Genomic DNA, 24980 nt, shown 5'->3' with positions numbered 1-24980 from the left:
AAATTAAGGGATTCCCCATATAAAGGAATCCCATAATAATGAATTTTTGTTTATTATAAAATATTTATTGCAAATAATTAGACAAATGAAGTTCTAAATATAGATCATCATATCCGTAAGTTGTAGGATCCCCATCACTATCTTTACTTCCTAAAATCTTCAAGATAGGATCATTGGTATTATCCCCAACAACAGAAGAAGATGCAGAAATCATAAGTTTATTATCTATATTTATATTATTTTCAAAGTCAACATATATAGCATAAATAGAAAACTTTCCGGTTAAAACTGGGAAATTGTTAAAATTACTTAATTTAACCACACCTACGTTTTCTAAAGACATTGTCAGTCCAATTTTATTTACTTTATTTGGATCTGTATAACCATATAAATAATAAGAAGATCTCAAACTTACAGGATAAGCACCATCAATACCATTTTTTATGTCCTTATTAAAAATAAAATACCCTTCTATACGCGCTCCAAACACTTGATTATTTAATTGAGAATACCCATCTAATACATATTCAAGTCTCTTTACTGAAGAATAATATCTTACTTTTAGGTAACTTTCAGTATCAATTTGTAACATATACCAACCATTAGCATCTGGCCCTTGCCATTCATTTGTAGGCTCAATTGTTATTTTCTCGAGTGGAGTCTTTATAGCTTCTTTTAATGACATGGATTTGCTAATCATTAGATTATTAAAGCTTCTACTAATTGGTGATACCAGTGAACTTCCTTGATTAGAAACAACACTTGGTATGTCCATATAAATATCTATGTTCTTGGCGTAATCCGAATCAGTATTAATTACAGTAGCATAAATATTGTTTAGTTGATCTTGGGTTAAATCTTTATCTGGTTGTGGCTCCCGTTTTACACAACCTGAAAGAAAAATCACAAGGATGGCTATTAAGATTAATATCAAACATTTTTTCATGAACAACTAATCCTCCTTCCCCAAAATTTTATACATTATTATTATAGCAATATATCTTAAAGGGTGTATTAAAAAATTTTAAATTTCTAAAAACTAATTGTTGATATGATAAAATACACTTACAAAATTAATTTTAATTTCTTTAGGAGGTATATAAAAAAAGATGTGTAAAAAGATAACTTTTATTGGGGCTGGAAGTCTTGGATTTACAAGAAATTTAGTACGTGATCTCCTTACCTTTCCTTCTTTTCAAGATGCTCATATTTTTTTAATGGATATAGACGAGGAAAGATTGAATTATTCAAAATTGATGGTAGAAAAAATATTAAAAGCTGGAAATTATCCTGCAAAAGTATTTGCCACATTAAATAGACAAGAAGCATTAGATGGAGCTGATGCAGTCATAATAACTATTCTCGTTGGTGGAGTACAAATTTGGAGACATGATATAGAAATACCTAAAAAATATGGTGTAGATATAAATGTAGGAGATACAAGAGGCCCCGCAGGAATTTTTAGGGCTCTAAGAACTATTCCTGTAATTATAGATATTGCTAAAGACATTGAGAAACATTGCCCAGAAGCAATAGTTTTAAACTATACAAACCCTATGGCAATGCTCATAAGAGCAGTACAAACAGTTTCTAAAATTAAAATCGTAGGACTATGCCATAGCGTACAAGGAACGGCTGAAATGCTTGCCCGCTGGATAGGAGCACCTATAAATGAAATAACCTATTTTTGTGCAGGAATAAATCATCAAGCTTGGTTTTTGAAATATGAATGGAAAGGAAAAGATGCATATCCTCTTATTAGAGAAGCTATTTTAACAAGATCTGAAATTTATAAAGAAGAAATTGTAAGAAACGAAATGTTTTTACATTTAGGATATTATGTCACAGAATCTTCAGGGCACAATTCAGAATACAACCCTTGGTTTAGAAAAAGACAGGATCTTATTGAAAAATACTGTCTTCCAGGTACAGGATGGAATCCAGGAGAATGGGGTTATATATTAAAAGAATATCTTAAGAGAGAGGACACTTGGAGAAAAGAAGTTAAAGAGTGGATTGAGAAAGAACCAATCAACCTTGAAAGAGGACACGAATATGCTGCATATATATTAAATGCTATTTTAGGTGACGGCACCATATTCGAATTTAATGGTAATGTTAGAAATTTTGGTCTTATTGATAATTTACCTTATGGGGCTTGCGTAGAAGTACCTATTATTGCCTCAAAAAGAGGCTTCGACCCTATAAAGGTAGGTAATCTTCCTCCTCAGGTTGCTCTCTTAAACTATATAAACTCATCTTGTGAAGAATTAGCAGTAGAAGGCTCTCTCGAGGGGGATCCTAAAAAGATATTCTATGCAGTAGCTTATGATCCCCTTACATCAGCAGTTTTATCCTTAACTGAAATAAAACAGATGGTAAAAGAGATGTTTGAAGTTAATAAAGATTATCTTCCTCAATTTAAAAATTTTGAGATATAAAAAGGTAAAAAATATGAACAAATTATTAGCTTTAGTATCTGTAATAATATCTTGCCTCTTCTGGAGTATCTCTTTTTCCGTTTCCAAAATACTTCTAAATGAATATTCTCCTTTTGAACTATCCTTTATAAGATTTTTTCTTGCCCTTATATTTTCTGCTATTCTTTTCTATCCAAAAATTAGAAAAACTCCTTTGAATTGGAAATATCAAAAACCTCTATTTATAGCAGGAACATTGGGAGTCACATTATACTTTGTCTTTGAAAACTCTGGTTTAAAGTATACTGATGCTTCAGAAGGAGCCCTTATTGTGGGCTCCTTTCCTGCCTTGGGATTAACTGTAGAATTTCTCACCTCAAAAGAAAAAATACCAATGAACAGATTATGGGGTGTAATACTTTCCATAATTGGAGTATTAATGATCATAGGAGATTCTGGAATTAACTTAAAATTTAAAAATTTATTTGGCGACATTCTTGTACTTCTATCAGGATTGATGTGGATAATATACAATTGGGAAATAAAAAAGGTTAACCACCTTTACTCCCACGAAGTAATAACTACCTTCCAAATGCTATGGGGAACCACATTGTTTATTCCTTTTTTAACCTTTACAGGGATCCATATAAAAATTAATTTACCTATCTTCTTATCGCTTTTTTATTTATCATTTTTTTGCTCTGTATTAGGGTACCTACTTTATAATTATGGTTTGAAACATCTTTCCGTAAGTCAAGTTGTAAATCTCTTAAATCTAATTCCACTTTTCGGAGCTATCTGGGGTGTAATTTATTTAAAAGAGACCTTAAGTTTTTTAAAAATCATGGGTGGAATATTCATTATATCAGGGGTAAGTCTATCATCCAAAAAATAATAAGAGCCTACCTTTTACTCGGGTAGGCTCTTTTCTAAAAACCTCTAACCAAAGACTTTATTTTTCAAGCTTTAAATTTCCAAAATAGGAAGCATTTCTCCAAGCCTCGTTATCCCATTCATTCCATGCAATTATTCCAACTCTATTTGCAAACATATCTGCATCATTTACTTGTAAATCAAACCCAATTACCATTCCTTCACTTAATTTCTTTGTTCTCATTTTAATTTGAGCTTCCACAATATATCCAAAATCAGTCTTTGTTGTAGCTGTTACAAAATAGCCTTTAGAAGCATTAGTTCCAAAACTTTGATAATTATCGAAGTTTACTCTATACTGAGCATCATTGTTATCATACGAAGAAGCTTTCTCATTTCCTTCGTCCACAAATATCTCTACAGAATCTTGTTCCCAAGGATTAGTATTATCTTTATTTAAAAGAGAATCATAAACTTCTGCCAAAACATATATACTATCTTCATCCCACAATACTCTAAATTTAGCATAAGCTACTTTACCCTTTGTACCTGATACATATCTATCTGTTACATACTCATTGGCAGACTTCCAAACCTCATCCATTTGGGCATCAATTTTAGGTTTGCCATATTTAGCTACTGCAGTTTGTGTTTGTTGTCCGAGAGTCAAAGATGCTAAAATAAAAAGAACAAATAAGGATAAAATCAGAATAAAACTTAACTTTTTCATACCAACTCCCCCTTTAATAAAATTTTAATAAGAATTATAAAGTTAATTAAATAATTCTGTCAACCGTTTTTTTTAATATTCCCTTACTCTAACTCTTCCGCAAATTGGCTCATATATAGATTGTAATAAAATCCTTTCTTTCTTATAAGTTGCTCATGAGTACCTCTTTCAATTATCTCCCCATTATACACAACCAAGATCATATCAGCATTTCTAATAGTGGACAATCTATGGGCTATAACAAAACTTGTCCTCCCTTTCATTAAGTTTAACATTGCATTCTGAATATACTTCTCTGTCATTGTATCTACATTACTAGTTGCTTCATCCAAGATCAATATCTTAGGATTAGCAAGAATAGCTCTTGCAATAGCTATAAGCTGTCTTTGTCCTTGGCTTAGGCCTCCCCCATCTTCCGATAGAATTGTATCATAACCTTGAGGTAATTTAATGATAAAATCATGAGCATGGGCAAGTTTAGCTGCTTCTATAACCTCTTCATCAGTAGCATCCAATCTTCCATATCTGATATTCTCTTTTATAGATGTAGAAAAAAGAAGCGTATCTTGTAAAACAATCCCAATATATGATCTTATATCCTTTCTTTTCATTCTTCTTATATCAATACCATCTATCAGAATTTGTCCTTCATCTATATCATAAAATCTTGCTACTAAACTTGCAATTGTAGTTTTTCCAGCACCTGTAGGCCCCACAAGAGCTATCACTTTCCCTTCTTTAACATAAAAGCTTACATTTTTAATAACAGGATTACCTTTTACATAAGAAAACCAAACGTTTTTAAATTCAACTTCTCCTTTGATATCTTTTATCTCCATTATATTGGGATCTTCTTTTTCTTCCTCTTCTTCAAGAACCTCAAAAATTCTTTCTGCACTGGCTATGGCTGATTGAATCATATTATATTGATTTGCAAGTTCATTAATAGGTCTTGTAAATTGTCTTGAATAATTGATAAATATAGTAATATCTCCTATAGATATCATCCTTTTAAAAGCAAAATAACCTCCAAATCCTGCAATTATTGCAAAACTTAAATTATTAAGAAGATTCATAAGTGGTCCAATTGAACCAGAAAAAACCTGAGCCCTTATTCCCACTTGAGTTAGTTCTTCATTTAAAGCCTCAAACCTTTTAATTTCCTTTTCTTCTCTATTAAATATTTTTATTACTTTTAAACCAGAAATATCCTCTTCTATCAAACCATTAAGTTTTCCTAAAAGAGTTTGGTTAGCATAAAAATAATTACGAGTTCTATGGGATATGAAGTTTGTTAACCAAATAGTTAAAGGAATGGTAATCAAACTAACAATTGTCATAGGAATACTTATTCTTAGCATCATAAATATAATGCCAATTAAAGTCGTAATACTGGAAAAAAACTGTATCACACTATTAGAAAGAACCATACTTATATTATCTATATCGTTAGTAATTCTACTTATAATGTCCCCATAAGATCTTAAATCAAAAAACTTAATTGGTAGTCTATGAATTTTGTCAAAAAAATCCCCTCTCATTTCATAAACCAATTTTTGGGTAGTTTTCAACATTACATAACCTTGAATCCATCCAAGAAAGGATAATAAAAGATAGATTCCACCGAGAACTAATAGAAAGCTAAGAAAACCATCAAATCTTTTAGGAATTATATAAGTATCAATACCCTTACCTATGAGATAAGGACCCACAATTCCCAATATGGAAGAAATAAATGTCAAAATAAAAACAAAAATAAATCCCCACTTAAATTTTTTCAGATATTCAAAGAGCTTTCTTAAAGTACCCCATGGATCTTTAATTTCTACTTTCTCAAAATTAAAATGTGGTCCTAATCTTCCAGGCCCACCAAATGGTCTTTCGCCTTCTCTACGCATACCTCATTACCTCTTCATCTATCTGAGATTTATAAATTTCCCTATAAAAATTATTTTCTTTAAGTAATTCAGAATGAGAACCAAATCCTACTATTACTCCTTTATCAAGTACTATTATCTTATCTACATTCATCATAGTGCTAATTCTCTGAGCCACAATAAAAGTAGTACAGTTTCTTATTATCTCTCTCACTCCATGGATAATCTTTTGCTCTGTAACAAAATCAACAGCACTAGTGGCATCATCCAAAATCAGTATTTTAGGCTTTCTTACTAAAGCCCTTGCAATTGCAATTCTCTGTTTCTGACCTCCAGATAATGTAACTCCTCTCTCTCCTATAACAGTGTCATAACCTTGAGGAAGTCTTATAATAAACTCATGGGCCTGGGCAATTTTTGCAGCATTAATTATTTCTTCCTCATTAGCATCCTCTCTTCCCCAACATATATTCTCCCTTATAGTACCTGAAAAAAGTATAGTTTCTTGTGGAACCATGGATATAGCATCTCTAAGTATCTTAATATCCATATCTCTAATATCTTTTCCATCAATTAAGATTCTCCCTGAAGATATATCATAAAGTCTTGGGATAAGATTTACTAAAGTAGATTTACCAGAACCGGTTGTTCCAATTATCCCTATAACCTCACCCGGATTTACCTCAAAATTAATATCTTTTAGTACATATTCCTCTTTATTAGAATAGCTAAAATAGACATGTTCAAATTTGATCTTGCCTTCACTTACATGGTTCTTATCTGCATTTTCTTTGCTTTGGATATCAATTTTCTCTTCCAAAACTTCTATAACCCTTGAAGCAGAAGCTGAAGCCCTTGATACAAACATTAAAATATTACCTATCATCATTAATGAGAACATAATCTGCCCCATATAGTTAATATATGCCATTACTTCCCCCACCTTCATACTTCCACGATTAACCAAAAGACCCCCAAACCAAAGTAATCCTAATATACTGAAATTCATAATTAACATGAAAAGAGGCATAGCAATTATTAATAACATAACAGCTTTAACAACTGCATTCATTAACAAAGAATTTACATATCTAAACCTCTCCCTCTCATAATCTTCTCTTCTAAAAGCTCGCACTACCCTTATACCAACCAAATTTTCTCTTACCACGTTATTCATATAATCTATTCTTTTCTGTATCTCACCAAAAAGAGGGAAACTTTTCTTCATAATAACTAAAAAGGTAAAGATTAATATGGGGATAGAAAACAAAAAAATGACTGATAGACTTTTATTTAAGGAAAGAGCCATTATAATACCACCTATAAAAAGAAGAGGAGCTCTCACCATAATTCTTAAAGACATCATAACAAGAGTCTGAACTTGATTTACATCATTTGTTAATCTGGTTATCAAAGAAGAAGTATGAAATTTATCTATATTTTTAAAGGAAAATTGTTGTACTCTTTTGAATAATTCATTCCTTAGATCTCTACCAAAGTATTGGCTGGCTAAAGAGGAAAAAACTGTACAACCCACTCCACCTATCATTCCAATAAAAGCAACACCAAGCATTATGAGTCCAGTATTTAGAATTAAAGAAAAATTATTTTTTAAAATACCGTTATCTACAATGTGGGCAAGAAGAGTTGGTTGATAAAGATCACATATCACCTCTATGAGCATAAAAATAGGGGCTAATATAGCAAAAAGAGTATAAGGCTTCAAATATTTTATAAGCTTCTTCATTTACCAAATCCTCCTATTATTCATTTAACCTTCTTAGATTATCTATTACTCTCCTAAAAAAATTCATTAGTTGATTCTTTTCTTCATCAGAAAAACCATTAAAACACTCCTCTTCCAATTGTCTATATATCTCTCTTAATCTACAAATAAATTTTTTTCCATTCTCAGTTAAATACACTTTCATATATCTCTTATCCTTTTCATCTCTTTTACTTGATACAAGACCTCTTTTTTTCATCCTCCTAAGGATTAGAGTGACAGTAGATGGCTTTATTTTTAGTTCTTCTGCTATCTCCTTTTGAGTTAGGCCATTTTTTTCAGCCAAAAGAAGAAGAACAGGAGCTTGCCCTCTATAAAGTTTTAGATCAGAAAGTAGCTTTTCTCTCCTCCTAAAATGCTCTTTTATTACATCTTTAAATAACCTATATAAGGAATCTTCTTTTCCATAAAACATATATCCACTCCAATAATTAGCTAACTAATAGTATATCAATTAATAAGTATATCCAATGTAAATTTATTTTGAAAACGAAAAAATAGATTTTTTTATCATAAACTAATTTCCTTACAACTATTCCTTACAATAAGTTCCGTAGCTATAATGACCTTTTTTGAAATTTTTCTATTTTTTTCTATCCTTTCTAACAATAAATTTATGGCTGTCTCAACCAAATCTTCAATAGGAATACTTATTGTAGTAAGAGGAGGATTCAAGAATTTAGATATAGATATATTGTTAAAACCAACAATACTTATATCTTCAGGTATCTTTAATGAAGCTTCAAATAAAGCCCTATAAACACCTATAGCCATCGAATCATTTGCCACAAAAATTGCTGTTGGATTTATATTATATGCTAAAAGCTCCTTAGCAGCTTTATACCCACCGTTAGGTGTATAATCTCCACGTTTTATATAATTCTCATTTATAGATAATCCCTTTTCCTTAATATATTTTCTAAAATAATATTCTCTTTCATCCATTACATCGCCACCTATAAAACCTATCTCCCTATGGCCTAAAGAAAACAAATAATCAATAGCATCTTTCACTGCTTGTTCCATATTTATAATTACACAGTCTATTAGCGGATTTTCAACATAAGAATCTAAAACTACAATATTAGAAGATTTGGTTAAAAGATTACTTAACTCTTCATTGTTAATTCCACCAATAATAGCTATTCCATTTATATCTTTTAAATCAATATTAAATATATCGTCTTTATGAATAGTTATAGTATCTATATTCATATATTTAGCTAATTTTTCTAATACTACTCTTAAAGATAAATAATATAAATCTTGCATTTCTAAATCTTCAGAAATAGTCCTTATTATCAATAATCTACTTGTCCTTTTTCTTTTTTTAGGTTTTACCACATAATTTAACTCTTCAGCCACTTCAAATATTTTCTTTTTCAATTCACTTGAAACGTTAAAAGTTTCATCATAATTTAAAACACGAGAAACAGTAGTAATTGAAACTCCTAACCTATTCGCAATGTCTTTAATTGTTACGTTATTTTTACTTCTTTTCATATTAACTCTTTCTCCTTAACGACTTCCTATTAATGATATTACTAAATTCTTAAATCTTTCTCAACATAACCTAAAACCCTAATTATTCCAAAATTATTTTACTAAAATTATTGACATTTTACTAAAATTATTTTAAACTATTCTTAACATTAACTATAAAGGAGGTATACAAAATGGCCTCTAAAGAAAAAAGACTATTACCCAAAACCCTATTCTCTCTTCTTATTTTTCTTTTATTCATCACTATTTCATCACCCCAAAAAATAACCACAATAAGATTTGCTACATGGGATACTGGAGAGCTCTTTAAGATTCAACAAACAATAGCTAAAAATTTTGAAAAACTATACCCTAATATTAAGGTACAAGTAGAAAGTTATGGTGATAATTTTGATCAAAAACTTGCAGCATCCTTTGGGGCCAAAAACCCACCTGATGTTATGTATATGTGGGATTTCCCAACTTATGCTGAATCTCTCTTACCGTTAGATGATCTAATTAAAAATGAAAAAACCATAAATATGAATGACTACTATCCTGCAGTCCTTAACTATTGTAAATATGAAAATAAATATTATGGTCTACCTGTAGGATTCACAAGCCACATAGTTTACTGGAATAAAGATTTATTTAAAAGAAATAATGTCCAACCCCCCTCTCCCAATTGGACATGGGATGAATTAATAGAGAAAGCTAAAAAAATAACTAATCCCACACAAAAAATTTACGGTTTTGCCTTTCCTATTAGTCCAGATCCTTATGATTTTGAACAATTCTTATGGAGTAATGGAGGAAGATATTGTAGTTTAGATGGAAAAGAGATAGAAGGATATTTAAACAGCAAAGAAATGATAGAAACTTTAGCCCTATTTACTAAGATGTTAAGAGAAGGTATTGCTGTTCTAACTGGCACCCAACAAATACAATCTGGAGGCGATTTATTCAAGGCAGGAAAACTTGGTATGTTATCAAGTGGAATATGGCGTCTACCTGAATTTCAAGAAGCAAAATTAAATTTTGGAGTTCATATTTTACCAGCCTTTAAAGGGAAAAAAGTAAAAAGTATATTAAATGTTTCTGCTATATCAATAGCAAAAGATTCTAAAAACATAAAAGAAGCATGGGAATTTGTTAAATATTACAGTTACCACAAAGATGCAATAAAAATGAGAAAAGGAGATTTACCCACAAGAAAAAGTATCGCATTTGAAATGGGATTCTTAAAAGATCCATACTATCAACCATTCTATAAAATGGTTGAAGCCTCTAAAGATACTGTACCTTCATTTAATCTTAATAAAAATATGAGGAAAGTATATGATGAATTAGCAGTAACAATAGAAAAAATATTCAGTGAACAAGCTGATGAAAATAAAATTAAGGAATATTTAGACGAACTTGTTGCTCTATGTAAAAGATTTCTTAAGTAGATAAAGATAATATTAAGAAAAATGGGAGGAGATCTCTAAAATCTCCTCCCATATTTCAGATAAAATGGAGGAAAAACAAAACCATGAAATATAATAAATATATTCCATATCTTTTTATCCTTCCCTGGATAATAGGATTACTATCATTCACTTTAGGGCCATTAATTTTCTCATGTATAATGAGTTTCTATGATTGGCCTATAGTAGGGAAAACCAATTTCATAGGTCTTAAAAATTATATAGACATGTTTCAAGATCCACTATTTTATAATGCTCTTAAAGCAACATTTAGATATGTATTTCTTTATGTACCCTTGAATACCATCTTTGCCTTATTTTGTGCAATACTAATTAACCAAAAATTTAGACTTACCTCTATGTTTAAAGTATTGTTTTTTCTTCCAACTATAGTTTCAGGAGTAGCTATAGCTATAGTATGGTCATGGATCTATGATAAAGAATATGGAATTTTAAATTATTTCCTATCTTTATTGGGTATAAGAGGAATAAATTGGCTTGGAGACAGAAAATGGAGTATTGTTTCTTTGGTTATAGCCAGTTTATGGACTATGGGTAATACGATGCTTATATTTCTGGCTGCTCTTAAAAATGTTCCAATAGAATTATATGAAGCAGCTTATATAGATGGAGCAACTAACTGGCAAAGATTTTTGAAAATCACTTTACCAATGATATCTCCTTCTATCCTCTTTAATTTAATAACGACCCTAATAAGCGCTTTTCAAGTTCTAACATTAGCCCTATTGTTGACAGGTGGCGGTCCAGCAAGAAGTTCCTACGTATTTGCTATGTATGTATACCATAATGCTTTTAGATATTCCCAATTAGGATACGCTGCTGCTAATGCTTGGTTTATGTTTATTATAATCTTTATTCTAACTATGATTTTATTTAAAACATCAAATTTATGGGTTTATTATGAGGCAGAATCATAAATAAAATAAAGGAGGTAATATTTTGAAAAGGTTTTTATTTAGTTTAGGTTATTATATATTGATGATATCACTATCAATATATTTTGTATTTCCCATCATTTGGATGATCATAAGCTCAGTAAAACCCTCAACTGAACTTTTCACCTATCCTCCTATATTTATACCATCCTCTTGGCATTTAGAAAATTTTAAAGAAGCCTGGAATGCACAACCATTTAATCTATATCTCAAAAACTCTTTACTCATTGTTATTTTTAATACCTTAGGTCAAATATTTTCATGTACACTTGTTGCTTACGGTTTTGCTAGATACAAATTCAAAGGGAGAGAATTTCTTTTTACAATCCTACTAGCATCTATGATGATACCATGGGATGTCACAATGATTCCTCAATATGTACTCTTCAAAGCCCTAAAATGGATAGACACTCTTAAACCCTTTATTATACCAGCATGGTTTGGAGGCCCATTCTATATTTTTCTTTTGAGACAATTTCTATTAACTATACCCAAGGAGTTAGAAGAGGCTGCCGCTATAGATGGTGCAAATCCATTACAGACATTTACTAAAATTTTCTTACCACTCATGAAGCCTGCTATAGCTATATTAGCCATTTTTAATTTTGTAACTTGTTGGAATGATTTTTTAGGCCCTTTAATATTTATAAATAATCCTCAAAAATACACTCTTATGTTAGGTGTAGCTCAGTTTAGAGGCTTACATCATATTGAAATAAACAAAATCATGGCAATAACAACAATTGTATCCTTACCACCATTGTTGTGTTATATTTTAGCACAAAAATACTTTACTGAGGGAATTGCAAGTGTAGGAATAAAGAGGTGATTTAATGATAACAAGCAAATATGAATTAAGTAAAATACCATTTACAAGAAGAGGATCTTATATAAGAATTTTAATTGACAAAGACGACAATATCTTAATCGGTCATCTAACAGGTGGAGATGATATCGAAAAAGAGATTATAAGAATTAGTGTTAGTGAAAAGATAAAGGATATTGTTATTTTACCATATTTACTAAAGATAGAATACAAAGTTGGAGAAATACATTTTACCTTCAGCACCCCCAACATTTTAAAGATAAAAACTTATAAACTGCCTATTAAATTGGAATTTTTAACAAAAAGCTACGACTATGTTATTGAAAGAAACAATTCTTTAATAGAGTTTAATTGTTCTCATAGGAATAATTTATTTCTGTTTATAAAAATTGAAGAAGGAGAATATAAACTAATAAATAAATGGAATGGATTAAGAACAGAATATTCCATCCTCTCTATTACACCTATCAGAGAAAGTTGTGAATTAGCTGTTTTAGATTTTAAATGTGAAAATCCCCAATATTCTATACCTTCCTTCGATGAGTCTGTAAATAAAACAAGAAAAGAATTTGAAGCTTTTTCTTCGAAATTTAAGATAAATAATAACAATCCTCAAATAACCTTAGCAAAATATATTCTTTGGGCAAATACAGTATCACCCAGAGGATTAATAAAATACGAAGGATATTTCTCTTCAAAAAATAAAATGACAAATATATGGAGTTGGGATATTTTGTTTACAATAATTCCAATTATAGAAAAATTTCCAGATTTAAGTTTTGATAACATAAGAATTTTCTTCTCTATTCAGCGAGAAGATGGATTAATACCAGATTTTATAAATGACATATACTTTCATGAAAACTTCTGTAAACCCCCCATTATTGGATATATTTTTAAATACTTCCTAAAAAACAATCTTATAGCTTATGAAGATTTAAAAGAATTCTATGATCCTCTTAAGAGTTGGGGATTTTGGTGGTTAAATCACAGAGATGATGATAAAGACTTTCTTGTTCAATACAATCATGGAAATGAAAGTGGTTGGGATAATTCAACAGTTTTCAAAAAAACTATACCTGTTGAATCTCCGGATTTAAATTCATATCTTATCGTTCTATTTGATCTTCTATCTGATATGGCTCAAAAATTAAAAAGATATAATGATTACGTAAATTTTAAAGAAATTTCAGAAAAGTTATTTGACAAATTAATAAAATTATGGAATAAAAATGAATTTATTGTTTTAGACCAGAAACACAATATTATAAATTGTAATAGCTTACAAAAATATATTCCTATAATACTCACTAATAAACTTCCACTTAACATTATTGAAAAAATAATCATTAATATCCAGAAAAGATTTACCACCCAATATGGTCTTGCCACCGAAGCAATAGATAGCCCAGATTTTGACCCAAAAGGATACTGGAGAGGTCCTATTTGGAGTCCAACCACGTTTCTATTCACTTCTTCCATAGAAGAGTTAGGTATTAAGGATATTGCCACTAAAATTAAAACAAAGTTCATAAATTTAGTGATAAATAGCTATTTTAATGAAAATTTTGATCCAATAACAGGAGAAGGATTATGTGACACTGCATTTAGTTGGACTAGTAGTATATTTTTAAAATTCTTAGAAGAAATAGAAAAGGAGGGAATCTATGAAACTCTGGGAAAACCATAAAATCACTGGAATAAATGTTCTAAAACCAAGAGCATACTTTATTCCTTTTACAGAATTAGAAAAAGCAAAAACTTATGAAAAAGGTTTCAGCATAGGATATAAACTTTTAAATGGAGTTTGGAAATTCATGTTTATTGAGTCTCCAGAATATTCACCTAACAATTTCTGGACAGAAGAATTTGATGACACTAATTGGGATGAAATAATTGTACCATCACCCTGGGAAACTCAAGGTTACGATAAACCATACTATACAGATTATCTTTACCTTTTCCCTATAAATCCACCTTATGTTCCCACAAAAAATCCTTGTGGTATATATAGACGAAGATTTAATATCGATAAAAGTTGGATAGGGAAAAGAATAATTTTAAGATTTCATGGAGTTTCTTCAGCTTTTAGTGTTTGGTTAAATGGAAAAGAAGTTGGGTATAGTAAAGGGTCAAGATTAACTTCTGAATTTGATATAAGTCATGTTGTAAGAGAAAACGACAATTTAATTGTAGTTAGAGTATATAAATGGTCTGATTCAAGCTATTTAGAGGATCAGGATATGTGGAAACTTGGGGGAATCACAAGAGATGTAGAACTAGTAGTTGAACCTGAGGATGGAATTTACGATTATTTTGTAATTCCAGATCTTAATGAAGATTATTCAAAAGGATTTTTAAATTTGAAAATTGATTTTAATAAAATTTTAGAAGAATATAAATTAAAAACAATATTAATGGATGATGAAGAAAGAATAATATCAGAAAATATATGTGAGTTCTCAAAAAACAACTCTTTAGAATTAACCATAGGCAATCTTAAGATTAAAAGATGGTCAGATGAAGAACCATATCTTTATGATTTATTTATAGTCTTAGAAAAAGATGAAAAAGTTATAGAAGTAATTCCCCAAAAAGTAGGATTCAGAAAAATAGAAATAAACGGAAATACCTTTACTTTGAATGGAAAAAAAATTAAATTAAAAGGAATAAATAGACATGAGTTTCATCCTAAATTAGGATACTACACTCCTAAAGAAGTAGTTGAAAAAGACATAAAAATCCTTAAGCAACACAATTTCAATGCTATAAGAACGTCTCATTATCCAAATTCTCCATACTTTTATGATCTATGCGATAAATATGGAATTTATGTTATTGCTGAATGTGATTTGGAAACTCATGGATTTGAGATAATAAATAAATATGATTTTATCAGCAATAATCCAGAATGGAGACTATCCTTTGAAAATAGGATTGAAAGAACAGTACAAAGAGATAAGAACCACCCATCCATAATAATGTGGTCCTTAGGTAATGAATCTTCTTTTGGAGACAATTTTATTTATGCAGCCCAAAAGATAAAAAGTATTGATAAATCTCGTTTAATCCATTATGAGGGAGATAAAGATGCAAAAATTGTAGATATATATTCTACAATGTATACATGGATAGAACCAGAGAACTCAAATAAATCCCTTAAAGAAATAATTGAAAACACTAAGAAACCCTATATTCTTTGTGAATATGCACATGCTATGGGTACTGGTCCTGGAGGCCTAAAAGAATATGAAGAATTCATGGAAAATTATAACAATTTCCAGGGTTCATTCATTTGGGAATACTGCGATCATGGCCTATTAATAAAGAACAACGAAAATTTTATCTACGGCGAGGATTTTCCAGAAGATTCAAATTTCTGTATTGATGGTCTCCTATTTCCTGATAGGAATATTAAGCCAGGACTCTTAGAAGCTAAAAATGTATTTTCTCCAATCAAAATTAAACCTAAAGATTTAAACAAAGGGGAATTTATAGTAAAAAATTTATACTATTTTTCAGACCTATCAAACATTACCCTATCTGTAGAAATTTTTAGTTTAAACAAGACCCTATTTAATAAAACCATAAATAGTCTTAATATTGATCCTCAAGAAGAAAAAACAATAGTGATAGATGATATCCCACAAATACTTAAAAATTACAATGAAGAGATCTTTATAAACTTTGTTTTCCAACTTAAAGAAAATACAATTTGGGCACGTAAAGGACATGTTATATCTTATTATCAACTTAAACTAAAAGAGAATAAGAATACAAAACATAAAATTATGACCCCTAAAGATTATTTTATGGAAGAAAATGAACAATATATTACTATAAAAGGAGACGATTTCAACATAAAATTCGATAAAGTAAATGCTAAATTAACTGATGGTTACAAAAATAGTTTTAAATTACTCTATAAGGGACCCTTTTTTAATTTATGGAGAGCTCCAATAGATAATGATAGAAATATAGTAAAAGATTATATCGAGAAATACAGACTACCATTTTTACAAGAGAGAATCGATAAAGTAAATATCGTACCCCATAAAAGTTTTGTTGAAATTTACGTAACCGCTACATATGGAACTTTAAATTCATCATGGTTATACATTTTAGAATATAAATATCTTATAATTCCGGATGGGAATATATATATAAAAATAAAAGGAAATACAGAAGGTGACAAACATTTAGCACTTACAATGCTTCCTAAAATAGGTTTTAAATGGTACTTAGACAAAAATCTTGAAAAGGTATTATGGTATGGTAGAGGTCCGGAAATAAATTATCCAGATATGAAAGAAAGCTCTATAATAGGCGTATATGAAAAAAATATAAATGACTTAATAATAAAATATATTAAACCTCAAGACGCTGGGAATAGAGAAGAATGCAGATTTGTAAGCCTAACAAATGAATTAGGATTTGGCCTATTTGTAGGCTCAAAAACACCTTTTAGCTTTAGTGCATACTATTATGAAGATGAAGATTTACAAAAAGCTAAATATTTTCACGAACTCGAAAAACGAGATTATATTGTTCTCAATACCGATTATAAACAAAATGCTTTAGGCAGCAATTCATGTGGTCAAAATCAACTCAAAAAGTATAGATGTTTATTTGAAAATTTTGAGTTTAGTATTTTGATATCCTTATTTAACAAGTATGAAGTATCTGAGAAATCTAAATATATTAATGATGTATTAATAGAAAATGAATGTTAAGGTATTAGCAATTATATTATTATTCCTATCTTCCATAATATGGGGAGGGGGGTTTGTTGCAGTTAAAAACTGTACTTTCTATTTATCTTCTTCTTATATTATTTTCCTTAGATTTACTATTGCATCTTTTCTGCTATTTTTCATTTATTACAAAAGATTAATAAACACAGATCTTTTCTCAATTATTAAAGGCTTTATATTAGGAACCTTTTTATTTTTAGCTTTTTGGCTACAAACAGAAGGTGTAAAATTCACAACTCCTGGCAGAAATGCTTTCTTCACAAGTACAAATGTTATCTTAGTACCTTTTCTATATTGGCCTCTAAGTAAGAAGAAACCATCCTTACTCCATATTACAAGTGCTTTTATTTCTCTATTTGGAGTTCTTCTATTATTTTATAATGGTGAAAAATGGGATATAAATATAGGTGATATTCTCAGTCTATTTTGTGCCTTATTTTTCGCTTTACACATTATATACACTAAAAAATTTGTGAGTACCATAGATCCAATTTCTTTAACTTTTTACCAATTCTTATCTATATCATTTTTATCTTTGTTAATGATCATATTATCAAAAGAATCCTTAAACTTAACTATAGACAAAACTTTCATAATATCATTGATTTATATTTCACTACTAAGCACTTTTATAGCTTATATTTTCCAAACCCTATCTCAGAAATACTTACACCCTAATGTTGTTTCAATAATACTCAGTACAGAATCAGTATTTGGCTATTTATTCTCTTACATTATTCTAAAAGAAGAAATTACTATAAATACTATATTAGGTGGAATGTTGATTTTTATAAGTGTAATGATTGCCTCCTCAAAAGAGCCTTAGAGCTAATAGAATATCTCAACCAGTTTTTTTTTAAAGCAGAATCATACCAAGCAGAAATCACCTTCATATCCTTTAACCCTTCAAATCCTGATGTTTTAGGGTCTCTTTTATTCAAAATAGCATCCTCCATATCCTTTATTTCTGCCACATATTGATTCTCTCCATAAAAAGTATAAAGGGTATAGTTGTTTTCTTTTCTTAAAATAACTTTACCATCGTATTCCTGATAAAGAGTATCTAACACATATAAAATTCCATCTCTACCCCTAATCTCAAAAGATACAGAAAGAGAAGTATCATAACTTGCATCCATGAGTACTAAAACTCCATCATCAAACTTTGCTACTGCTCCAGCATTCTGCTCTACTTTATACCCATAATTCTCATTAATCGCACATATCTCAATGATTTTATTATTAGGTCTAAAAAAATGTAAAGTGTTAATTACATGAACCCCAATATCCATAACAGCTCCTCCACCTGCAAGTTTAAGATCATATCTCCACTTATCTCTATTTAAGTTAACAAAGGAAAAACTTGCTTTTACTATTCCAAGTTTTCCCACAATATTATCTTCTAAAAGTTTTTTTGCACCTATATTATAAGGATTAAATCTACCCATGTTAGCTATTCCAAGAACTACTTTATTTTTTTCACAAGCTCTTATCATTTCCTCTGCTTCTTCCACATTCATAGCCATAGGTTTCTCACAAAGAACATGAATACCCTTCTCCGCACATTTTATCGTTTGTTCTTTATGAAATTTGTTAGGAGTAGCTATATATACCACATCCACATCTTCTAAATCCTCACTTCTTTCGTAAATTTTAGCCCCGTATTTTTCAGCTAAATCTCTTGCCTTTTCAGAATTTGTTGTAACTATCGCAGTAAGCTTAGCACCCATTACCTTTTCAAGAGCCGGGAGAAATCTATCCCTTACAATCTGTCCAGTACCAATTACTGCCCATCTCATAATCTTTACCTCCTATGTATGGAATTCTAAAATATCTTCATCTTTTACTTGATAATTTTTCTCCACTGGAATTCCCTTTACACTACCATCTCTTGTATAAAGTTTTGCATATTTTAAATTTTTGGCTATATCTTTATGAATTAATTCAGCCACATCAAGCACTTTTGCTCCCTTCTCTAAAATATATGGATGTTCCAAATCTGGAGGATATCCGGGCTTTTTAGTATAGACTCTTACTACTTCTAAAGCATTAAATATCTCTCTCTTTGCTTCTTCCATATTAATTCCTTTCTCAGCAGAGATTAAGCACAACTTTAAATCGTCCTTTAATATACTAACATCTTCTTTTAATTCAGAAGGATCCAATAGATCAATTTTATTTATCAAAATCATTCCTCTAACCTCTTTTATAGGTGAATAAGGATCTTTACTAGGATTCTCAGAGACCAATTTAATCTTCCTATTCTGCAGCATTTCTTTAATCTTAACATATTCCTCTAAAATAGAACCTTGATCTGGGGAGAGAAAAATTAAGGTCAAATCTGAATTTCTTATAAGATTATACATCCATGAATCTGAATTTTCCCAAAAGGGCGGAAGATCTATAAGCTGAATTTGTATGTTTTCAAAAGGCATCATACCTACCACAGGATAAATAGTAGAAAAGGGATAATCTGCCACAAAGCTTTGTACTCCTGTAAGAAGACTAAAAAACAAAGATTTTCCAGTATTAGGTGGACCTATTATAACAACCTGCCCTGCTCCTTCTTTTTCTATATAATCCCATGATCTACCACCACCTTTTTTTGACCTTTTTTCAGCTTCCTCCATAAGTTGAGAGAGTTTTCTTCTTAAATCTGCCTTCATTTTATCTGTACCTTTATGCTTTGGTAAAATAGCAAGCATCTCCTTAAGAGCTTGAATCTTATCCTCTATAGTTTTAGCTTCCCTAAATCTCTTTTCAGCCTCAAAATATTGTGGAGGAAGATTAGCAGGCATATGGATTACACCCCTTTTGCTTATTATACTTAAAAAATTATACACCGAAAAATTTCTTTTTTATTTATAAAATGATATAATTAAAAATAAATTCTAATTAATTCTTTTGATAAAAACTGAACTAATTAGAAAATTTTTCCCTAAGGAGGCGATTCTATCTTTAAGATTCTTATTTTTTTTCTAAATTATCCTATTTTAAAAAATTTAAACGGAGGTAACCAATCAGTGAAGAAAATTATAATATGGCCAATAATTTTAATTCTCAGTATCTTTCTCTCTGGATGTAATCCACCACCAGAGAATCCATTGTTAGGAAGTTCAACCATCCAAGGAAATGTCTATTACTTTGATAAACCTGAGAATCAATCAAATAATATAAAAGTAAATCTAATACCGCAAACAGAAGATTCACCCCTGAATATAAATAATACCTACGTAGTTACAGGAAATAGTGGATCATATAAATTTCAAAATATACCAGCAGGTACTTACCTTATTTTAGCACAAGATATAGATAAAAATTATCAACCAGCCAACGTAATAGTGGAAGTTGCTGATAATCAAACTATTACTGCTGAAACAATGATATTAACCAAGGTTATAAAACATATAGTAATATTTAGAGAGACGGAATCAGGATGGTCAAACGCGGGAATTCCCTCTTCAGTAATAGGTAATATATTATCAACGGAAATTGGAATGACAGAAGGTACAAATCAAAATCAGTTTGAATATAGAAGTATAAGAGATCCAAACCCAAACTTAAACTTAAATATAGGAGACCTAATAATTATTGAAGGTGACCAGCCTCAAGACTTCTATGACTTCTATACAAACAATATAGAAACCTTTAATAATTTCATAGCAAATGGTGGTACAATTTTTTGGATAGCATGTGATAATGGTTGGGCGTATGGAAACTATACTTCTCATCTTCCTGGAGGCGTTACTTGGAGGGATGCCTATGATTCCTACAATAACATAGTATATTTTGAACATCCTATTACTAAAAATTTCCCAGAACAACTATACGGAAATTATGCAAGTCATGGTGGGTTTGACAATTTAGACACTGCTAATATCTCTAACTTAATGGTCTATGTAAAAGAAAACACAGGAGATGGTGTTAATACTTTACCTACCTTTATAGAATATAGATATAATAAAGGTAGAGTTTTAGCCACTACAGCACCCTTAGAATGGTATGTAACAAATGGACCAACAGAAATCCCTGAAGGATTTAATACAACTTATAAAGACTTATTCAAACTAACGTTAGTAAGATCTTTGAGATATATCATGAATTTAAATGTAAGTCCTGATATCCCTATCTCTGAAACTATAAATGTTCAATTTCTTAAAGTAAATGGAGTTTCTCACAAGTAGATCATAAAACATATCAAATAGGGGAGGGAGTTTGCCCTCCCCTATTAAATTTTAAAAACCAATCGTTATATAATAGTATAAATTTCCAGCTTCATTAGGGTTAGGAGTTCCTTGCCATACAGGGAAAGCATATCCTATATTAAGAGAAATAGGAATTTCAGCAATAGTAGTAAATCTATATTTCATCTCAAAACCAAGTCCTAATACCAAATTATCCTTAGAGATAAGATTTATATCATCCCATACACCACCAAATTCCAAGTATGTATTAAAATCTAAACTCCTAAATATAAACAGATTCAAGAACTTTTGCTCTTGGTCCCTAATCAATGGTAAATTCCAGATAGCAGAAAGTTTCAATTTAAACTTTCCTAAATAATCACTTCTTAAAGATTTGAAATCAGATAGAGAAAGCATCTCTTCAAAATCTGGATTTCCAATAATATAACCTAACATTCCATCTAAGCTCAAATAACTCTGTGGTAAAATTAAGAAATATTTATTAAATCCTAACTGAATTCTACAAAAGCTGAGTTCTGTAGAATTAAAAGCTAATCTTAAATCCATGTTACTTAAAAGAGCTTTTGAATAAAAATCGACATTTCTTTGCACCCCAAAATCTAAATACAGCTTATTGTTGAATAGCTCATTGTATATTAAAGAAAAGTTTAAGACATAGGCTTTATCCCAATAATTTCCACTTATCCCAATATCAAATTTTCTCCATATATTTTTTGTAAATGATACTCCACCCGTTATTATGTTTGGATCTATATACAATAACTGAAAAGATAAAGTATCATCCTTTGGAAGTTTATAAAGATAGTCTAAGCTAAATCCTTTTATCTCATCCCCATAAAAACCCTCAAGAGATAGATTAAAATTCATAGGGTCATAAATTTCCAAATTATATGATGCATAATTTATCTTCCCTGTAGAAAGATCAATACTAAAAGACGGAACAGTGTTATAATAAACCACATATGCATCTAAAGGGGCTCTCCTCTTGGAAGTATAGATAATCTTCCTTGGATACCAATTATTAACTCTATTTGCATCTGGAATCTTAGAATCTGGATCAATTACTGCATACTTAAATGGGACTTCCAATGGCACATCTACATATCCTGATTCACCATCATAAATTACTCTTATAACTTGAGGAAAAACTTCTTTGGAATTTACGAGTCTTTCTCCTCCCACCTCTAATTGTACAGGAATATTTAAATTACCATTATTTTTTATATATATTCTTACAATGTTTTTTCCATCTTTATTGATATTCTCTATTCTATATATTTCATAATCTACTTTCCCCTTAGAGTAAAACCAATCCTTAAAAAACTTATCACAATCTAACCCAAACTTATTTTTTAAGTAATTATCTATTTCTGTAGTCTCCAAAATTTTGTACTTATAATCACTATACAATTCCCTTATTATTTCATCAAATTTTTCCTCTCCAACTTCAGAAGCTAATGCTCTTAAAACTAGATAACTTTTATTATATATCTTAGTACTATAACCATTTAAACAACTATTCCAATAATCTTTAACTATTTCTTCATCCCATCCATCTTTTAAATACATTAAATATGGAAGTTCAGAATTCCACTCTCTTAAATTAAGTTCTCCAAAAACGTAATCTTTTAGAAGTTGTAAAAAGTAATCATCTCCTAAATCAGGAAATAGATTTCCACCTTTTGCACCATACTTCCTTTCAAAATATGTAACAGAAAGATATTCAGCAAAACCTTCTGATATCCAATTCTCTTTATTGAAATCCATACCTATACCTATTCCCCACCAAAGATGAGCAAATTCATGAGCAATTAAATATTCTAAAAGTCTCTCCCAAAGGTAAGGAGTAATAAGATCTGCTGAATAAAAAGCTGTATTACCCAAAATCACAAAGCCATCAGCAGCTCCTCCCCAAAAATTACTTATTTGCCCTTCTATTATATTAATCCTCCTATGTTCAGAACTTCCATAAACCTTAGAATAATAATCATAAACTTCTCTCGCAAAAGATGCTAAAATCCTTGCTTTATATTCTCTCCCAGGATAAAAATACACATATATTTCAGGGAATTTTCCATCTGCCAATCTATAAACTTGATAATCTGGACTTATTGCGATAGGTAAGGATCTTCTTGGGCTATCATTTACCCCAATTACCCTTTTCCAATTTCCCTCTACTTCTTCTCTTACTTCATCCATACCTACTGCAACTTTGTATTCTTTTGGCACTAAGAGTTCAAGATAAAAATTACTTGAAACAAGTCTACCTCCTTTATCCCAATCATCCTTTACATAAGGAATCTCATAGGGAAACCACCCAAATCTCCATACAAAAGCATTTTTACAAAAAGCCATATCACCTGCATAGGATTCTGGAAACTTGGTAGAAAAATATATAATTAAACCATAAGATTCTCCAGGGCTGAGTTTCTCAGGAAGTATTACCTTCAAATAGTTATCCTTTAACGAATAATTTTGAAGAAGAATCTTTCCACTTTCTAAGGTATAACTTATATCCTTTCCTGAAAGATCGGTAACCCTTGATATATTAGTAAAACCTGGATCAAATCCTCTAACATATTCAGAATCTACCAATACTGGATGAATGTAAGGATTATTTTCCTTCAGAAGATTAGCAGGAAGATAAAAGTAAATCTCTGAAAGCTCTTTTTCAGTATTATTCACGTAATTTACTTCTACTTTTCCACTAATAATTCTTTCCTTAGGTGAAAGCTGAGCATATACTTTGTAGCTGGATACATCAGCAAAAGCTATTGATGAAATATAAAAAATTAAAATAAAGATTCTCAATAAGTATTTCCTCATATTAACTCTCCTCTCTTTAAATTTTTTAATAACATATTGAAAAACAATAACACTAATATTAGGAGTGGAGTCCCTATAATAAACAAGTACCAAAAATTATGCATAATCACTTCATAAAAAGGAACAACAACTAAATTGTAAGATATTTCAGAACCAATATATACGGTCAATGCAACCGATATAATTTGAAAGATTTCAAACTTCTTTTTAACAATCAGATAAAAAGGAAACAATACATAGGGAATTATATAACTAAAAAACACTTCTAATAAAGGTAATTTTATAGGAAAACCAATACCTTCCCAAATGAAAGAAAAATCTGCTCCTAAGAAGAAATTTGTGACTATACTATCAAAAGAGATCAAAGATAAGGATAGAAACAAAGAGGATATGAGTAAATATTTAAAGCATTCTGCCTTTTTATAATAACCCCTAGCTAATCTATATGAGAAAATAAAAAGAAGCAAATTTGCCAAAGTACCTAATGGAAAAGACAACACAAAAAGAACAGCTGCTAGAGGAAAATTTTTAAATGGATTTTCATCATATATTCCACCTTCATGCCCCTGAACTTTTGGAGGTTCTGGAATCTCTCTATTAAGAATAATCGCAGGTAGCACAAAAATTCCATGTCCCCCATCATGACAAAGCATATTAGTAATTGTAAATATAGGATTTATAAGAATAAGCAAAAAAACAAGCAAAATATAATTTAACAAAGACTTTTCTTTAATAATTTTGTTAACTAAAAGCCACATCTTAATCCCTCCAAATTA

Annotated in this window: 19 protein-coding genes; 9 read left to right on the top strand and 10 right to left on the bottom strand. The window is 30.0% G+C overall.

All coding sequences use genetic code 11. The annotated features are described in order from the left end of the window. Positions 1 to 64 precede the first annotated feature (64 nt). Entirely contained in the window at positions 65 to 946 is an 882-nt protein-coding gene (locus ACY3JJ_RS03490; RefSeq protein WP_463092404.1) for a lipoprotein, read from the bottom strand. Between the two features lie 163 nt (positions 947 to 1109). Between ACY3JJ_RS03490 and melA the strand changes: the two genes are divergently transcribed. Together melA and ACY3JJ_RS03480 are read left to right on the top strand one after the other, a co-directional pair. After that, positions 1110 to 2441, top strand: coding sequence for an alpha-galactosidase (gene melA, locus ACY3JJ_RS03485; RefSeq protein WP_463092403.1), 1332 nt, complete (start codon positions 1110 to 1112; stop codon positions 2439 to 2441). Between the two features lie 13 nt (positions 2442 to 2454). Continuing rightward, the gene (locus ACY3JJ_RS03480) at positions 2455 to 3315 is read left to right on the top strand and encodes a DMT family transporter (protein ID WP_463092402.1); all 861 of its coding nucleotides are present in this window, start codon (positions 2455 to 2457) and stop codon (positions 3313 to 3315) included. 57 nt (positions 3316 to 3372) lie between these two features. Here the strand turns inward: ACY3JJ_RS03480 and ACY3JJ_RS03475 are convergent, their stop codons facing one another. The 5 genes from ACY3JJ_RS03475 to ACY3JJ_RS03455 form a co-directional block, all read right to left on the bottom strand. Continuing rightward, the gene (locus ACY3JJ_RS03475; protein WP_463092401.1) at positions 3373 to 4023 is read right to left on the bottom strand and encodes a sugar-binding protein; all 651 of its coding nucleotides are present in this window, start codon (positions 4021 to 4023) and stop codon (positions 3373 to 3375) included. 83 nt (positions 4024 to 4106) lie between these two features. Further along, positions 4107 to 5921, bottom strand: coding sequence for an ABC transporter ATP-binding protein (locus ACY3JJ_RS03470; RefSeq protein ID WP_463092400.1), 1815 nt, complete (start codon positions 5919 to 5921; stop codon positions 4107 to 4109). After that, complete coding sequence (locus ACY3JJ_RS03465) at positions 5914 to 7647, bottom strand: ABC transporter ATP-binding protein (protein WP_463092399.1); 1734 nt, start codon at positions 7645 to 7647, stop codon at positions 5914 to 5916. Before ACY3JJ_RS03465 ends, ACY3JJ_RS03470 begins: the two co-directional genes overlap by 8 nt. Before the next feature lie 16 nt (positions 7648 to 7663). Then, positions 7664 to 8101, bottom strand: a complete 438-nt coding sequence (locus ACY3JJ_RS03460) for a MarR family winged helix-turn-helix transcriptional regulator (RefSeq protein ID WP_463092398.1) — start codon at positions 8099 to 8101, stop codon at positions 7664 to 7666. A 95-nt stretch (positions 8102 to 8196) separates the two neighbouring features. Continuing rightward, on the bottom strand, positions 8197 to 9189 hold the full coding sequence (locus ACY3JJ_RS03455; protein WP_463092397.1) for a LacI family DNA-binding transcriptional regulator: 993 nt from the start codon (positions 9187 to 9189) through the stop codon (positions 8197 to 8199). Positions 9190 to 9362: 173 nt separating this feature from the next. Here ACY3JJ_RS03455 and ACY3JJ_RS03450 point away from each other — a divergent pair, with 173 nt between their 5' ends. From ACY3JJ_RS03450 to ACY3JJ_RS03425, 6 genes are all read left to right on the top strand, one after another. After that, positions 9363 to 10619 (top strand): ABC transporter substrate-binding protein, encoded by a 1257-nt coding sequence (locus tag ACY3JJ_RS03450; RefSeq protein ID WP_463092396.1) that lies wholly within the window; start codon positions 9363 to 9365, stop codon positions 10617 to 10619. Positions 10620 to 10702: 83 nt separating this feature from the next. Then, positions 10703 to 11575 carry a carbohydrate ABC transporter permease gene (locus tag ACY3JJ_RS03445; RefSeq protein ID WP_463092395.1) on the top strand — a complete coding sequence of 291 codons (873 nt, stop codon included), beginning with the start codon at positions 10703 to 10705 and terminating at the stop codon, positions 11573 to 11575. A 61-nt stretch (positions 11576 to 11636) separates the two neighbouring features. Then, the gene (locus ACY3JJ_RS03440) at positions 11637 to 12422 is read left to right on the top strand and encodes a carbohydrate ABC transporter permease (protein WP_463092578.1); all 786 of its coding nucleotides are present in this window, start codon (positions 11637 to 11639) and stop codon (positions 12420 to 12422) included. A gap of 4 nt (positions 12423 to 12426) precedes the next feature. Continuing rightward, positions 12427 to 14109: an amylo-alpha-1,6-glucosidase gene (locus tag ACY3JJ_RS03435; RefSeq protein WP_463092394.1), complete on the top strand. Its 1683-nt coding sequence runs from the start codon at positions 12427 to 12429 to the stop codon at positions 14107 to 14109. Beyond that, the gene (locus ACY3JJ_RS03430; RefSeq protein WP_463092393.1) at positions 14087 to 17152 is read left to right on the top strand and encodes a glycoside hydrolase family 2 TIM barrel-domain containing protein; all 3066 of its coding nucleotides are present in this window, start codon (positions 14087 to 14089) and stop codon (positions 17150 to 17152) included. Before ACY3JJ_RS03435 ends, ACY3JJ_RS03430 begins: the two co-directional genes overlap by 23 nt. Beyond that, positions 17142 to 17999, top strand: a complete 858-nt coding sequence (locus ACY3JJ_RS03425; protein ID WP_463092392.1) for a DMT family transporter — start codon at positions 17142 to 17144, stop codon at positions 17997 to 17999. The genes ACY3JJ_RS03430 and ACY3JJ_RS03425 overlap by 11 nt, the downstream gene beginning before the upstream one ends. Here the strand turns inward: ACY3JJ_RS03425 and ACY3JJ_RS03420 are convergent. Both ACY3JJ_RS03420 and ACY3JJ_RS03415 read right to left on the bottom strand, forming a co-directional pair. After that, a complete protein-coding gene (locus tag ACY3JJ_RS03420) occupies positions 17962 to 18972 on the bottom strand; it encodes a Gfo/Idh/MocA family protein (RefSeq protein ID WP_463092391.1) in 1011 nt (336 codons plus the stop codon). The genes ACY3JJ_RS03425 and ACY3JJ_RS03420 overlap by 38 nt on opposite strands. Positions 18973 to 18984: 12 nt before the next feature. After that, positions 18985 to 19971 (bottom strand): GTPase, encoded by a 987-nt coding sequence (locus tag ACY3JJ_RS03415; protein WP_463092390.1) that lies wholly within the window; start codon positions 19969 to 19971, stop codon positions 18985 to 18987. A gap of 225 nt (positions 19972 to 20196) precedes the next feature. On the opposite strand from ACY3JJ_RS03415, the gene ACY3JJ_RS03410 reads away from it, so the two are divergent. Beyond that, positions 20197 to 21357, top strand: coding sequence for a carboxypeptidase regulatory-like domain-containing protein (locus ACY3JJ_RS03410; protein WP_463092389.1), 1161 nt, complete (start codon positions 20197 to 20199; stop codon positions 21355 to 21357). A 51-nt stretch (positions 21358 to 21408) separates the two neighbouring features. Here ACY3JJ_RS03410 and ACY3JJ_RS03405 read toward each other — a convergent pair whose 3' ends face one another. Continuing rightward, positions 21409 to 24204 carry a M1 family aminopeptidase gene (locus ACY3JJ_RS03405; RefSeq protein WP_463092388.1) on the bottom strand — a complete coding sequence of 932 codons (2796 nt, stop codon included), beginning with the start codon at positions 24202 to 24204 and terminating at the stop codon, positions 21409 to 21411. Continuing rightward, positions 24201 to 24962, bottom strand: coding sequence for a hypothetical protein (locus ACY3JJ_RS03400; RefSeq protein WP_463092387.1), 762 nt, complete (start codon positions 24960 to 24962; stop codon positions 24201 to 24203). The genes ACY3JJ_RS03405 and ACY3JJ_RS03400 overlap by 4 nt, the downstream gene beginning before the upstream one ends. Positions 24963 to 24980 lie beyond the last annotated feature (18 nt).

The sequence above is a fragment of the Dictyoglomus sp. DH genome (assembly GCF_055181375.1).
This window is presented reverse-complemented; position numbering and strand designations above follow the sequence as displayed.

Excerpts from the sequence above, each read along its gene's own strand:
- ACY3JJ_RS03490 (WP_463092404.1), bottom strand. The coding sequence starts at position 946 with ATGAAAAAATGTTTGATATTAATCTTAATAGCCATCCTTGTGATTTTT.
- melA (WP_463092403.1), top strand. The coding sequence starts at position 1,110 with ATGTGTAAAAAGATAACTTTTATTGGGGCTGGAAGTCTTGGATTTACA.
- ACY3JJ_RS03480 (WP_463092402.1), top strand. The coding sequence starts at position 2,455 with ATGAACAAATTATTAGCTTTAGTATCTGTAATAATATCTTGCCTCTTC.
- ACY3JJ_RS03475 (WP_463092401.1), bottom strand. The coding sequence starts at position 4,023 with ATGAAAAAGTTAAGTTTTATTCTGATTTTATCCTTATTTGTTCTTTTT.
- ACY3JJ_RS03470 (WP_463092400.1), bottom strand. The coding sequence starts at position 5,921 with ATGCGTAGAGAAGGCGAAAGACCATTTGGTGGGCCTGGAAGATTAGGA.
- ACY3JJ_RS03465 (WP_463092399.1), bottom strand. The coding sequence starts at position 7,647 with ATGAAGAAGCTTATAAAATATTTGAAGCCTTATACTCTTTTTGCTATA.
- ACY3JJ_RS03460 (WP_463092398.1), bottom strand. The coding sequence starts at position 8,101 with ATGTTTTATGGAAAAGAAGATTCCTTATATAGGTTATTTAAAGATGTA.
- ACY3JJ_RS03455 (WP_463092397.1), bottom strand. The coding sequence starts at position 9,189 with ATGAAAAGAAGTAAAAATAACGTAACAATTAAAGACATTGCGAATAGG.
- ACY3JJ_RS03450 (WP_463092396.1), top strand. The coding sequence starts at position 9,363 with ATGGCCTCTAAAGAAAAAAGACTATTACCCAAAACCCTATTCTCTCTT.
- ACY3JJ_RS03445 (WP_463092395.1), top strand. The coding sequence starts at position 10,703 with ATGAAATATAATAAATATATTCCATATCTTTTTATCCTTCCCTGGATA.
- ACY3JJ_RS03440 (WP_463092578.1), top strand. The coding sequence starts at position 11,637 with ATGATATCACTATCAATATATTTTGTATTTCCCATCATTTGGATGATC.
- ACY3JJ_RS03435 (WP_463092394.1), top strand. The coding sequence starts at position 12,427 with ATGATAACAAGCAAATATGAATTAAGTAAAATACCATTTACAAGAAGA.
- ACY3JJ_RS03430 (WP_463092393.1), top strand. The coding sequence starts at position 14,087 with ATGAAACTCTGGGAAAACCATAAAATCACTGGAATAAATGTTCTAAAA.
- ACY3JJ_RS03425 (WP_463092392.1), top strand. The coding sequence starts at position 17,142 with ATGAATGTTAAGGTATTAGCAATTATATTATTATTCCTATCTTCCATA.
- ACY3JJ_RS03420 (WP_463092391.1), bottom strand. The coding sequence starts at position 18,972 with ATGAGATGGGCAGTAATTGGTACTGGACAGATTGTAAGGGATAGATTT.
- ACY3JJ_RS03415 (WP_463092390.1), bottom strand. The coding sequence starts at position 19,971 with ATGCCTGCTAATCTTCCTCCACAATATTTTGAGGCTGAAAAGAGATTT.
- ACY3JJ_RS03405 (WP_463092388.1), bottom strand. The coding sequence starts at position 24,204 with ATGAGGAAATACTTATTGAGAATCTTTATTTTAATTTTTTATATTTCA.
- ACY3JJ_RS03400 (WP_463092387.1), bottom strand. The coding sequence starts at position 24,962 with ATGTGGCTTTTAGTTAACAAAATTATTAAAGAAAAGTCTTTGTTAAAT.